This window comes from Arthrobacter sp. NPDC058097 (genome assembly GCF_042884885.1).
Taxonomy (GTDB): domain Bacteria; phylum Actinomycetota; class Actinomycetes; order Actinomycetales; family Micrococcaceae; genus Arthrobacter.
The window spans coordinates 290,940-303,934 of the sequence record NZ_JBHVSZ010000001.1 but is presented as its reverse complement, the minus strand read 5'-3'; the positions used below and the strand labels follow the sequence as shown (position 1 = coordinate 303,934).

Here is a 12,995-nt window from a genome sequence, read left to right as displayed (position 1 = left end):
GCCTGATGGAACCCGGGCCGGCAGCTTTGAAAACTCCTGCCTCGGGTGCGTGTAAACCCTCAGACGCCGGGGTACGGATCACCTCAGAGAGGGCGGGAACGGACGCCCGGCAACACTGAGCAGCATGCCTAAAATCCCAGTGAGGAGCCACATGCAATCGACCATCACCAGCGAGCTGGCCAATGCGGAAGACATGCTCACCATCCTGAACCCGCGGACAGGGGAAACCGTCGGCAGCCTTTCGGTCGCCGACGCAGCAGAGGTGGCGGCAGCCGTGGCGGCTGCCCGCGCCGCCCAGCCGGGTTGGGCGGCCACACCGCCGGGGGAGCGGGGCAAGTTGTTGCGCGAGGCCGCCCGGGCGCTGGACGCGGCTGGCGCCGGGCTGGCCGAATTGAACGCAAAGGAAACCGGCCGCCCGGTGGAGGAAGCCCTGGCCGGCATTGCCGCCGGAGTTTCCACTCTGGAGCAGTATGCGGAGCTGGGCCCCGTACACCGCGGGCACAGCCTTCGCGGCAACGCGCTGGCCGCCGACTACACCGTCGCCGAGCCCCGCGGGGTGGCCGTGCTGCTCACCCCCTGGAATGACCCCGTGGCTGTCGCCTGCGGACTCATCGGCGCTGCCCTGGTCACCGGGAACACGGCCATTCACAAACCGAGCGAGCGCTGCCCCCACGTGGGAAAGCTGCTGGGGGAGGCCCTGGCACCTGTCTTTCCGCCAAACGTGCTGGCCACGCTCACGGGAGGGGCCGACGTCGGGACCCTCCTCACCCAGCAGCCGGACGTTGACATGTTCGCCCACGTGGGATCCAGCGCCACCGGCGACCGGATTGCCCGGGCGGCGGTGCTGACGGGTGCGTACGTCATCAGGGAAAACGGCGGGAACGATCCGCTGCTGGTGGATGCCGACGTCGATCCCGATTGGGCCGCGGAACAGGCGGCGATCGGGGCTTTCAGCAATAGCGGGCAGATCTGCACATCCGTTGAGCGCATCTATGTCCACGCGTCCATCGCAGAACCGTTCTGCCAGGCCTTGGTGGAGCAGGCCAGGGAACGGAACCGGGATAACCGGCTGGCACCGCTCGTGGACACCAGGATGCGGGACTCTGTCCAGCGGCACGTCGCCGAGGCGCAGCAACTCGGGGCGCGGGCCGTGGAGGGTGGCTCCGTTCCGGACGGGCCGGGCGCCTTCTATCCGGCCACGGTCCTCGTGGACTGCATAGAAGCCATGGACGTCATGTCCGAGGAAACGTTCGGCCCCGTGGCTCCGGTGCGCGTGGTGAACAGCTTCGAGGAAGGGCTCACCCTCGCCGCGGCCGGCCGGTATGGACTGGCTGCGACCGTGCTGACCGGCAGCATCGCCCACGCCCAGCAGGCCGTCGCCGCGCTTCCGGTCGGGACGGTCAAGGTCAACGAGGTGTTCGGCGGCGCGCCGGGCGGGGCGGCCCAGCCCCGCGGCGACAGCGGGCACGGGTTTGGCTACGGCCCCGAACTCCTGGACGAATTCAGCCGGGTCAAGGTGGTCCACATCGCCGCGCCTCCCGCCCCTGCGGCCCGTGAAGCCAACAGGGCGGCATCGTGACCGCCGCGGAACATTCCGAACCACTGCCCTCCGAAGCGGTGCCCTCCGAACCCGTGCTCTCCGAACAGCGCGGCCTGGCGGCGTGGCTTCCCCGGAGGCTGGCTGAAGAGCGGCCGGCCATCACCGTCGTGGGCGACTTCATGCTCGACGGCTGGTGGTCCGGCTCGATCGACCGGATGTGCCGCGAGGCACCGGCTCCCGTGGTGGACATTGCGCGGCGCGACTTCGCTCCAGGCGGCGCCGCCAACACCGCCATGAACCTGGCCGCCCTCGGCGCCCGCGTCAGCGTGGCCGGAATTATCGGGACGGACGACGCCGGCACGGAACTCAGGCGCCAACTGGTCGCCGCCGGGGTGGACACCACCCTCCTCGCCGGGCACCCGGAGATGGTCACCACCACCAAGATCCGGATCAGCAGCGGCGGCCAGGTTCTCCTGCGCTTCGACGACTCCGCGGCAGCTGTCCCGGCCGACGCGCTGGCGACGTTCGAGGCGGCGGTTCCGGCCGCCGTCGGGCACCAAGATGCGGTGGTGATCTGCGACTACGGAACGGGAGTCCTCGCCGAACCGGTGCGCGGCCGGCTCATCGGATTGCTGGCGGACCGCGGGCCGGACACGCTTGTGGTGGTGGATGCGCACGATCCCCGCCCGTGGGCCGGACTCGAGCCGGACCTCGTCACGCCCAACGCCCAGGAGGCCGCCCGGATGCTGGACCTCCCGCTCGGCACCGGGCCCGGGCGCGCAGAAGTGGTGACCGCCCACAGCGGCGAGCTGCTGAAGGCGACGGGCGCACGCGCCGTCGTAGTCACGCTGGACCGGGACGGCACCGTTCTTATCCCGGCCGCCGGAAACCCGCACCGGACGTGGGCCCGGCCCGCCACCGAGAAACAGGCCTCCGGCGCGGGCGACACGTTCGTGGCGGCGCTGACCCTGGCGCGTGCCGCGTCCCTCCCTCTGACAGCCAGCCTGGACCTGGCGCAGGCGGCAGCGGACGTGGTGGTCCACCATCCGGGGACCTCGGTGTGCGGCACGGACGAGCTGGGCCGGTACCTCGAAAGCTTCGCTGACACCGCCCTGACCGCCGAAGAACTGGAGCGCCACATCCGTGCCCACCGCAGCGACGGCCAGCGCGTGGTGCTGACCAACGGCTGCTTTGACGTGCTGCACCGCGGGCATACGCGCTACCTGAACCAGGCCAAGCAGCTCGGCGACATCCTGGTGGTGGCGCTCAACAGTGATGAGTCCGTCCGCAAGCTCAAGGGACCCGGCCGTCCGATCAACAGCGTGGCCGACCGGGCCGCCGTGATCGCCGCCCTGAGCTGCGTGGACTACGTCACCGTCTTTGACACCCCGACGCCGATTCCGCTGATCGAACAGCTGCGGCCGGAGATCTACACCAAGGGCGGTGACTACACCCCGGAGATGCTGGCCGAAACGGAGGCCGTGGAGGCCTACGGCGGCACCGTGACCATCCTCGACTACGTGGCCGAGCGCTCCACGACGGCGATTGTCCAGCGCATCCGCAACGGCGAAGGCGCGCCCGTGCCGGAGGCGTAGGACCCGCTGATCGACCCTGGCGAGATCAAGGGCAGCCTGCGGTCAACTAGGCTTTAAGCATGACGGAAGCGGCGGAGAACTGATGGCACGGCGCACCAAGTCAGGCGGGAAATCGGGTGGACGGAAAGCGGTAGCGGCGGCCCCCGCTCTGCTGGACCTGGCCAAGAAAGCGGCTGCAGACGGCCCCGCTGAGGGCGTCTACTACATCGACACCGGCGACTGCGAGCTCATTGCCGACCAGGACAACTCCACCGGCTGGCTGCTGCGCATCAACGGCGTGATGAGTTCGCACATCGACCTGGCCGATCCGCTGTTTCTCGACTTCGAGTACATGCGCTGGATGTCCGCCCTGATCGAATCCCGCTGGCCGGCCGAGACCAAGCCCCGGCTGCGGGGCCTGCACCTCGGCGGCGGAGCCTGCTCACTGGCCCGGTACTTCCATGCCGCCTATCCGGATGCCCGGCAGGTGGTGGTGGAACTCGACGGAAAGCTCGCCGAGTACGTCCGCGGCTGGTTCGATCTGCCCAAGGCCCCGCTGCTGCGGCTGCGCGTCGGCGAGGCCCGTGCGGTGACGGAAACCCTGACCCCGGACACACGCGACTTCATCATCCGGGATGTCTTCGCCGGTGCGCTGACCCCTCTTCCGCTCACCACAGCCGAGTTCAACGGGCATGTCCGCCGGGTCCTAGCGCCGGGCGGCATCTACGTGGTGAATTCGGGCGACGGTCCGGACCTGAAGAATGCGCGGGAGGATGCCGCCACCATCGCGGCCGCCTTCGAGCACACCCTCATCATCGCGGACCCTGCCATGCTGAAGGGGCGCCGCTACGGCAACATGGTGATGGCCGGCAGCGACCAGCCGTTCGACGACGATCCGCAGCTCGCGCGGCGGCTCCTGGGCGGGGCGGTGCCCGCGCACATCTGGAACGATGCCAAGGTCCGGGCCTTCGCCGCCGGAGCCCCGGTGCGCCACGACCCTGCACCCCGGGCAGACGAACCCAGCGCGGACGAACCCAGTGCAGACGCACCCGGGCCTCAGCCTTTGGTCACTGGCTGAGCCACGTCACCGGCTGAGCCGCCCCTGCCCGAGGAGCCACTCCCGGTGGGCGGTGGTCTGTTCGCGCAGCGCGGTCACCACGGCGGCGACGGCGGGCCTGCGCATCGAGTCGGGCCGCAGGACCATCCAGTAGGGCAGCCGTTCGGCGATGTTCCCGGGCAACAGGCGCACCAGGTCTTCATGCAGGTCGGCCATGAAACAGGGGAGGAACCCCACCCCGGCGCCCGCCCGTGTGGCTTCCACGTGCACGAACACGTTGGTGGAGCTGACGCCGTCGCGCATGGCCGGCACCAGCCGCCGCGGTGCATCAAGGTCGTCCACCTGCAGCATGGAGTCCACGAAGTAGACGAGCGGATGGGCCGTCAAAGCCTCCACCGTTTCCGGCATCCCGTTCGCCTCGATGTACCGCCGGGAAGCGTACATCCCGAGCTCGTACTCGCCCAGCCGGAACGCTTCTGCCCGGTGCACCTGCGGCTCGCCCACCACCACCTCGATGTCCAGTCCCGAGCGCTGCTGCAGCGCCCGGCGCGTGACGGTGACGATCTCGACGCTGAGCCCCGGGTGGTCCCTCCTCAGCCGGGCCACCGCCGGGGCGGCGATGTACGCGCTGAAGCCGTCGGTAGCGGTCATGCGTACGACGCCGGTGATCGGGTCAGGCGCGCGGCCTGACGGTCCCAGCGCACGCACCGCAGTTTCCACCTGCTCTGCCACCAGCACGGCCTGGGCCCCGAGCCCGGTCAGCTCCCAGCCACCGGACGCCCGCGCGAGTACACGGCCGCCGAGTGCCTTTTCCAGGGCGGCGATCCGGCGAGAAACAGTGGTGTGGTTCAGGCCCAGGACCTGGGCCGCCGTCGTGAACTTCGCCGAGCGTGAGACGGCGAGCAGCACCAGCAGATCATCCGGGTTGGCATCCATATCTGCAATTTTGCACGAATCCAGTGCCCGATTAGTCATTGAACCGCGTTCCTTCTGCAGGAATACTCGGGGGAATCGGAAGTGCTGCACGAGTTTGAAGTGAACGGCGTGCGGCACGTGTCAACGTGGACACTTGGAGGAGCAGACTGTGGACGCACAAGGTCCGGACGTGGAAAAGAACCTGAACGGCCGCAAGGCGCTGGTCACCGGCGGTGCCAGCGGCATCGGCGCGGCGTGCGTGCGGGAACTGGCCGCCAGGGGAGCGAAGGTGGTGGTGGCCGACGTCGACGGGGCCGGCGCCGCGGCCCTCGCCGATGAGGTGGGCGGCACGTCCTGGGCCGTCGACCTGCTGGACGTAGAGGCGCTGGCCGCGCTGAGCCTGGACTGCGACATCCTGGTCAACAACGCCGGGATCCAGCGCATCAGCCCCATCGAGGAGTTCGATCCGGTAGCGTTCCGGCGGATCCTGGCGCTCATGCTCGAGGCGCCCTTCCTGCTGATCCGGGCCGCGCTGCCGCACATGTACGCCAATAACTTCGGGCGCATCATCAACCTGTCGTCGGTGCACGGACTCCGGGCCTCACCGTTCAAGAGCGCCTATGTCTCGGCGAAACACGGCCTGGAGGGGCTGAGCAAGGTGACGGCGCTGGAAGGCGGCGAGCACGGCGTCACGTCCAACTGCATCAACCCCGGCTATGTGCGCACCCCGCTGGTGGAGAAGCAGATCGCCGACCAGGCGCGCGTCCACGGGATTCCGGAGTCCGAGGTCCTGGCGAAGGTGATGCTCACCGAGTCCGCGGTGAAACGGCTGGTGGAACCCGAGGAGGTGGCCTCGCTGGTTGCCTGGATGTCCTCCGACGCCGCCGGCATGGTCACCGGGGCCAGCTACACGATGGACGGGGGCTGGTCCGCCCGCTAGCTCTTGGAACCTGTCAGTGCGAGGGTACCGCCCAGTCCGATCATTATCACTCCGCCGGTGGTAGTCACGGCTGCCACCCGGCGGGGAGAGCGGGCGAACCACTGCCTCGCGGTGCCGGCGGCGAGTGCCCAGACGCTGTCCGAAACCAGCGCAATGGCCAGGAACGTGGCACCCAGCAGGGCGAGCTGGAGGGGAATGGCGCCGGCAGCGTGGTCCACGAACTGCGGGAGGACCGCCACGAAGAACACCACCGACTTCGGGTTGGTGGCCCCGACAACGAAGCCTTCGCGCAGGATCCGACGGGTGGTCGCCGGCTCGGACGGGTCCGTGCCGGCATGGCCGCTCCGGCGGTGGAGCACCGCCTGGATTCCCAGATAGATGAGGTAGGCGGCGCCGGCAAACTTCACCGCCGTGAACAGCAGCACCGACTCAGCCAGCACCACGCCGAGACCCAGCGCCACCCCTGCGATCTGGAGCAGTTCCCCGGCCGCATTTCCGAGGACGCTCAGCAGACCGCCGCGCCGCCCCAGGGCCAGCGACCGTCCGATGACGAACAGGACGCTGGGGCCCGGAACGGCGATCAACAAAGCCGAGACCAGGGCGAAGGCCAGGAGATTCTGCAGCGGGAGCATGCCTGATCGTAACGCCACCGGCGGGCAGCCAGCCAGCACCGGTATGCTCCAAGCGGCTGGCAACCCATCGGCGGCGCCACAGCGGACTGAGCCTAGCCGCGCTGGCCCGGCGGTTCCTCCGCCGCCGGGTTGCCAGAGGCCCGGATGTACTCCTCCACGGCCGACTCCGGCACGCGGTAGGACTTGCCGAACCGGTCGGCCGCGAGCGTTCCGGCACGGACCATCCTGTAGACCGTCATTTTGGACAGGCGCAGGGCCGCGGCGACCTCGGCAATGGTGAGGTACGCGGTGGGCAGGTTGGCGATGGACATGGGATCGGCTCCTGTGGTCGGTCGGCTGGACGGGCGGTGACCCGCCTAGTCCGGCCGCCTCAATTGCCGGTAGTCGTAGAAGTACACCCGGTCCGAGGAACGGATCCCGACCGACCGGCCGTTCTTGACCACAACAGTGCCTTCGCGCCTGCCGTTGAACGGATCGTCACCCACCAGGACGTCGCCGATCTTGTACGGAACGGCGGCCGTCCGCGCCCGCTGCAGTGTCTGGGCCAGGAAACCGGGTGGCCGCCCGGATTGAATATGTGACGCCGGCGCCCCGGCTTGGATTTCCAACATGAGGACCACTCCTTCACAGTGTGACCAATCGTCGAATCACTGGCGGCGCGGGTCCGGGTCATCATCCGGGGTCAGATCCCCAGCCGGCTGGCACCGTGTAGTCCACTGTAGGAAGGAATCACATACGTCACACGAGTAACATCTACCTCATTTATCACATCAGGCATTCGCGTAACAGCGTCCAATTACCTGTCTTTACCCATTTCTACTACCTGTTTTTTGCCTTTTCTCGGCTGGCGCGCCCATTCCCCGGGAATCCTACTCAGTTTTGGCGACCACCGGCAGGGGCGAGGTCTCATCGTCAAGGTGGGCCCGGCGTCGTCCGTTGCCTTTGACCCAGAGCCGGTAGGCGACCACCAGCAGGCCCAGCCACACGGCCCCCACATAAAGCGCCACGCGGGTGTCCTCGAAGAAGCCAAGGACCGCGATCACCAGCCCCATGAAACCGATCGTGAGGACGGACGCCGCCGGCCACCAGGGCGAGGGGAATTCCGACGCCGGCAGGCCCTTCCGGGCGATCTCGCGTTTCATCGCCACGTGGGAGGCGAGAATCATGACCCACACCCAGACCGTGGCGAAGGTGGCGATGGACGCGATGAGCAGGAAGACATCTTCCGGGATGACCGCGTTCAGGACCACTCCCACGAGCAGGATCCCGGCCATCATCACCACGGTCATCCATGGCACGCCATGCCGCGAAACCCGCCCGAAGCTCTGCGGCGCATGCCCCTGCCTGGCCAGGCCGAAGAGGATCCGGCCGGCGCCGAAGATGTCGCTGTTGATGGCGGAGAGCGCGGCGGTGATCACCACGGCGTTGAGGATGTGGGGTGCGGCGGGAATGCCCAGGCCGCTGAAGATCTGGACGAACGGGCTGCCGCTGCTGCCGATGTCGTTCCACGGGAAGAGGCTCATGAGCACGCCCAGGGTCAGCACGTAGAACAGCAGGACGCGGACCGGCACGGTGTTGACGGCCTTCGGGATCACCTTCTTGGGGTCGGCAGCCTCGCCGGCCGTAATGCCGATGGTTTCAATCCCGCCGAACGCGAACATGACGACGGCAAACGAGGCCAGGAGCCCCTCGAAGCCGTTCGGGAACAGCCCGCCGTGCTCCACGAGGTTGCCCAGGCCCGGGGCGGCCGAGGCATCGCCGTTCTGGAAGCCGAACACAAGGATGGCCGCGCCACCCGCGATCATCGCGATAATGGCTGAAACCTTGACCAGGGTGAACCAGAATTCGAGTTCGCCAAAGACCTTCACACTCAGCAGGTTCAGCGCCGCGAGGAGGAAGATGATGGCCAGGATCCAGACCCACCGCTCCACGGACGGGAACCAGAAGCCCATGTAGATACTGAAGGCCGTGACATCGGCGATGGCCACGATCGCCATTTCGAAGACGTAGGTCCAGCCGGTAACGAAGCCTGCCAGCGGGCCAAGGTAGCGGCTGGCGTATTGCCCGAAGGATCCCGAGACCGGGTGCCGCACAGCCATTTCCCCCAGGGCCCGCATCACCATGAACACGGCGGCGCCGCCTAACATGTAGGCGAACAGCACGGCGGGGCCGGCCTTTTGGATGGCCGAGGCCGAACCATAGAACAGGCCGGTGCCGATGGCGGAGCCCAACGCCATGAAGCGGATGTGGCGGACGTTGAGGCCGCGGTTCAGAACCGTTTCGACGGCGGTTGTGCTCTCAGGCGCCGCCGTTTCGGCTGTTGTTTGGGCTTGTTGCATGCCAATACCTTCTCGTCATTGGGAGGGGGATCGCTATCCAGCACACCACGTCCGCGGGGCCGTGATGCGGCTCACGGGCCCTTGGTGTCTTTGATTTCAGACTGTGCGGCTAAGAAGCCTGGAGGCCCTAGCGGTAGCCGGTGGCGTCGGCAGGCAGCCCTGCCTCCTGGACTTCCTCCAGATAGCGCCAGCAGTCCGGCCGGGAGCCATCGACGTCGGTGAAGCCGTACTCCAGCGCCAGGCCGCCCGAGGAGAATGAACCGCCGGTCCGTCGGTGTACGTCGGGATCGCCGGCGAGGGCGGCGACTGCACGGCCCACAAAGCGCGGGCTTTCCGAGATGGCGGCGAAGTGCGGATTCGTGGCCGCCGCCTCGCGCCAATTGGCTTCGGTCACCCCGTAGTGTTCGAGCATCATTTCCGAACGCATCCAGCCCGGCGTCAGTGCCACGGCCGTGCAGCCGAACGGCTTCAGTTCCTCGGCCTGGCTGAAGGCGAGCCGCAGGACCGCGGACTTGGCGAGGTCGTAAAACGCGGAGAGCCGGTAATGCCCGGCGTTGTATTCGCGTGTTCCGTCCGTCATTTCCACCACCAGTCCTCCCTGCTGCCGGATGAGCAGGGGCAGTGCGAAGTGGCTCGTGATCAGGTGCGTGTCGACGGCGCCGTGCAGCATCCGCAAACCGCCGTCAAGGTCATGCTCCCACAGGGGCGTGCTCCACTGGATGAGGTTCTCACCGCCCCAGATGTCGTTCACCAGGATGTCCAGCCGGCCGTGCTCGTGATCGATCCCGCGGACCAGCGCTTCGACCTCCGCAGCGCTGAAATGGTCCACTGCCGCCGCGATGCCGGTACCGCCGGCGGCGCTCACCATGGCTGCTGTTTCCTCGATGGTTTCCGGGCGACGATACTCGGACTGACGGCCCTTCGTGGTGCGCCCTGTGCAGTAGACCACCGCCCCGGCCTCACCCAGGGCCACGGCCGTGCCGCGGCCCGCCCCCCGTGTGGCTCCGGCGACCAGAGCAACCTTGCCCTTCAACGGAAATTCCATGGACAAACGCTACCTCCGGCGGCGGAAAGGCGGGATGATGGGTCCGGCTGGGCAATGTCCGGTATTCCAGACAGCGGCCACCGAGAAGGAGGGGCGCAAGGCCTTGGCTAGCCGCAAGCTTAAGTACGGGATCCCGGACACCTTTCGGATTTACGGCGAAAATACGACCCCGAGCAGACGAAATCCCAAAAGATAGAAAACGACGAAGCCTGGAGGGCACATGGCGGGCACGATGGCCGCAACCGCGGCGAAGCGGCCGGAATCGGCAGTGAAAGCAAAGGTTCCGGCCGCCGAGAATACCCTGCGGATCCTCAAACTGTTGGCTTCCAAGCGGGGGCCGGTGGCGGCGTCGAACATTGCCACGGCACTGGGGCTGCCCCGCTCAAGTGTGTACCACCTCCTCGGCGTCATGGAGGCGAACGGCTTCGTCCTGCACCTGCACGAGGAACAGCGCTACGGCCTGGGCATCAGCGCCTTCGAGCTCAGCTCCGCCTACTCGCGGCAGGAACCGCTGTCCAGACTGGGCCGGCCCATGCTCGCTTCTCTCGTTGATGTCCTTGGCGAAAGCGCACACCTGGCGGTCCTGCACGGCCGGGATGTGCTCTACATCGTGGAGGAGCGCGCCAAGAACCGGCCATCCCTGGTGACCGACGTCGGTGTCCGGCTGCCCAGCCACCTCACCGCCAGCGGCCGGGCCATTCTCGCCGCGCTGCCGAAGTCGCAGGTCCGCGCGCTCTATCCGAACGCCGCCGCCTTCAGTGCCCGGCACGAGATGGAGGGCGCCATCATGAAGTACTCGGCCCTGTCATCGCACCTGGACCAGGTGCGGCAGCGTGGCTACGCCACAGAACACGGCGAGGTGACGCCGGGCTTTGGTTCTATCGCCGCCGCCGTCACGGATCACCTGGGATGGCCGACGGCGGCAATCGCCGTCACGTTCCTGGAGGACAAACTGCCGGAGGACCAGTGGCCGGTGCTCGCCGCCCGGGTCCAAAAGGTCGCCGACGAGCTCTCGGTGCGGATCCACGGCCGCCCCACGAAGCAGTAGCCCCAGTAAGTAGCAGCACAGGGCGTTCTCGCGGCTCAGAACCCCCGGATCTGCTACCTAGTTGGGTCTGGGATACCGGACAGGACCAACCGGAAACCCCTGTCTGGCCCGCTCAGAAGGGGCTTTAGTTGATACAGAAGCACTTCCGCTCAAACCCTTGAGCAACACCAACACGCAACACCACATTCCCCGCAACACGAAGGAGCCACCATGGCACCCGCCGATTTCACTACCGGTGCCCGTCCGGTCAGAGCAGCCCGCGGCACCGAGCTTACGGCCAGGTCCTGGCAGACCGAGGCGCCGCTGCGCATGCTGATGAACAACCTTGACCCGGAGGTGGCTGAACGCCCGGATGACCTGGTGGTCTACGGCGGGACCGGCCGGGCGGTGCGCTCGTGGGCTGCGTTCGATGCCATCACCCGGACCCTGGAGACCATGGAGAAGGACGAGACCCTGCTGGTCCAGTCCGGCAAGCCGGTGGGCGTCTTCCGCACCAATGAGTGGGCGCCGCGTGTGCTGCTGGCCAACTCCAACCTCGTCGGTGACTGGGCCACCTGGCCGGAGTTCCGCCGGCTCGAGGCCGAGGGCCTGATGATGTACGGGCAGATGACGGCCGGGTCCTGGATCTACATCGGCACCCAGGGCATCCTGCAGGGCACGTTCGAGACGTTCGCCGCGATCGCCCGCAAGCTCACCGGGGACAGCAACGGCACGCTGGCCGGGACCCTGACCCTGACCGGCGGCTGCGGCGGCATGGGCGGCGCCCAGCCGCTGGCCGTGACCCTGAACGAGGGCGCCTGCCTGATTGTCGACGTCGACGAGACCCGCCTGCGCCGCCGCGCCGGCAAGCGCTACCTGGACGAGGTGGAAACCGATCTGGACGCCGCGATCGCCAAGGTCCTGAAGGCTAAGGAAGAGCGGCGCGGCTGGTCCGTCGGCTACGTCGGCAACGCCGCCGAGGTGTTCCCGGAACTGCTGCGCCGCCACAAGGCCGGCGAGCTGAGCATCGACATCGTCACCGACCAGACCTCCGCCCACGACCCGCTGTCCTACCTGCCGGAGGGCATCTCGGTGGATGAGTGGCAGCGCGAGGCCGCGGCCGACCCGGAAGGCTTCACCAAGAAGGCCCAGGCATCGATGGCCCGCCACGTCCAGGCGATGGTGGAGTTCCAGGACGCCGGCGCCGAGGTGTTCGACTACGGCAACTCGATCCGCGACGAGGCCCGCAAGGGCGGCTACAGCCGCGCGTTCGAGTTCCCCGGCTTCGTCCCGGCCTACATCCGGCCCCTGTTCTGCGAGGGCCTGGGCCCGTTCCGCTGGGTCGCCCTCTCCGGTGACCCCGAGGACATCGCCGTGACCGATGCGGCCATCAAGGAACTGTTCCCGGAGAACAAGCACCTGCACCGCTGGATCGACGCCGCCGGCGAACGCGTCGAGTTCGAGGGCCTGCCGGCCCGCATCTGCTGGCTGGGCTACGGCGAACGCGCCAAGGCCGGCCTGCTCTTCAACCAGCTCGTCGCCGAGGGCAAGGTCAAGGCACCCATCGTGATCGGCCGCGACCACCTGGACTCCGGCTCCGTCGCCTCCCCGTACCGCGAAACCGAAGCCATGGCCGACGGCTCGGACGCGATCGCGGACTGGCCGCTGCTCAATGCCCTGATCAACACCTCCTCCGGGGCCACCTGGGTCTCCATCCACCACGGCGGAGGCGTCGGCATCGGCCGTTCCATCCACGCCGGGCAGGTCTCCGTCGCCGACGGCACCGACCTCGCCGCACAAAAGCTCGAACGGCTCCTCACCAACGACCCCGGCATGGGCGTCATCCGCCACGTCGACGCCGGCTACGACCGCGCCCTCGACGTCGCCAAGGAACGCGGCGTCCGCATCCCCATGAACGAGAAGTAG

General features: G+C 67.9%; 12 protein-coding genes. 6 read left to right on the top strand and 6 right to left on the bottom strand.

The genetic code is table 11. The features are described 5' to 3' along the window. Window positions 1–151 precede the first annotated feature (151 nt). The 3 genes from ACFVTE_RS01450 (at window position 152) to ACFVTE_RS01440 (ending at window position 4,192) form a co-directional block, all read left to right on the top strand. A complete protein-coding gene (locus ACFVTE_RS01450; RefSeq protein ID WP_387095843.1) occupies window positions 152–1,579 on the top strand; it encodes an aldehyde dehydrogenase family protein in 1,428 nt (475 codons plus the stop codon). Continuing rightward, entirely contained in the window at window positions 1,576–3,135 is a 1,560-nt protein-coding gene (gene rfaE2 / locus ACFVTE_RS01445; protein ID WP_387095840.1) for a D-glycero-beta-D-manno-heptose 1-phosphate adenylyltransferase, read from the top strand. The genes ACFVTE_RS01450 and rfaE2 overlap by 4 nt, the downstream gene beginning before the upstream one ends. 82 nt (window positions 3,136–3,217) lie before the next feature. Continuing rightward, window positions 3,218–4,192 (top strand): spermidine synthase, encoded by a 975-nt coding sequence (locus ACFVTE_RS01440; protein ID WP_387095837.1) that lies wholly within the window; start codon window positions 3,218–3,220, stop codon window positions 4,190–4,192. 6 nt (window positions 4,193–4,198) lie between these two features. Here ACFVTE_RS01440 and ACFVTE_RS01435 read toward each other — a convergent pair whose 3' ends face one another. Next, the gene (locus ACFVTE_RS01435) at window positions 4,199–5,107 is read right to left on the bottom strand and encodes a LysR family transcriptional regulator (RefSeq protein WP_387095835.1); all 909 of its coding nucleotides are present in this window, start codon (window positions 5,105–5,107) and stop codon (window positions 4,199–4,201) included. A 169-nt stretch (window positions 5,108–5,276) separates the two neighbouring features. Here ACFVTE_RS01435 and ACFVTE_RS01430 point away from each other — a divergent pair, with 169 nt between their 5' ends. Then, window positions 5,277–6,026, top strand: a complete 750-nt coding sequence (locus ACFVTE_RS01430; RefSeq protein WP_387097109.1) for a 3-hydroxybutyrate dehydrogenase — start codon at window positions 5,277–5,279, stop codon at window positions 6,024–6,026. Here ACFVTE_RS01430 and ACFVTE_RS01425 read toward each other — a convergent pair. From ACFVTE_RS01425 to ACFVTE_RS01405, 5 genes are all read right to left on the bottom strand, one after another. Next, window positions 6,023–6,658, bottom strand: coding sequence for a LysE family translocator (locus ACFVTE_RS01425; protein ID WP_387095833.1), 636 nt, complete (start codon window positions 6,656–6,658; stop codon window positions 6,023–6,025). The genes ACFVTE_RS01430 and ACFVTE_RS01425 overlap by 4 nt on opposite strands. Window positions 6,659–6,750: 92 nt before the next feature. Then, on the bottom strand, window positions 6,751–6,969 hold the full coding sequence (locus ACFVTE_RS01420; RefSeq protein ID WP_387095830.1) for a helix-turn-helix domain-containing protein: 219 nt from the start codon (window positions 6,967–6,969) through the stop codon (window positions 6,751–6,753). Between the two features lie 45 nt (window positions 6,970–7,014). Continuing rightward, window positions 7,015–7,269 (bottom strand): hypothetical protein, encoded by a 255-nt coding sequence (locus ACFVTE_RS01415; protein ID WP_387095827.1) that lies wholly within the window; start codon window positions 7,267–7,269, stop codon window positions 7,015–7,017. Window positions 7,270–7,527: 258 nt separating this feature from the next. After that, the gene (locus tag ACFVTE_RS01410; protein WP_387095824.1) at window positions 7,528–8,997 is read right to left on the bottom strand and encodes an amino acid permease; all 1,470 of its coding nucleotides are present in this window, start codon (window positions 8,995–8,997) and stop codon (window positions 7,528–7,530) included. A gap of 127 nt (window positions 8,998–9,124) precedes the next feature. Further along, window positions 9,125–10,042 (bottom strand): SDR family oxidoreductase, encoded by a 918-nt coding sequence (locus ACFVTE_RS01405; protein WP_387095821.1) that lies wholly within the window; start codon window positions 10,040–10,042, stop codon window positions 9,125–9,127. A 220-nt stretch (window positions 10,043–10,262) separates the two neighbouring features. Between ACFVTE_RS01405 and ACFVTE_RS01400 the strand changes: the two genes are divergently transcribed. Then, a complete protein-coding gene (locus ACFVTE_RS01400) occupies window positions 10,263–11,090 on the top strand; it encodes an IclR family transcriptional regulator (RefSeq protein ID WP_387095818.1) in 828 nt (275 codons plus the stop codon). A gap of 210 nt (window positions 11,091–11,300) precedes the next feature. Next, window positions 11,301–12,995: a urocanate hydratase gene (locus tag ACFVTE_RS01395; RefSeq protein WP_387095815.1), complete on the top strand. Its 1,695-nt coding sequence runs from the start codon at window positions 11,301–11,303 to the stop codon at window positions 12,993–12,995.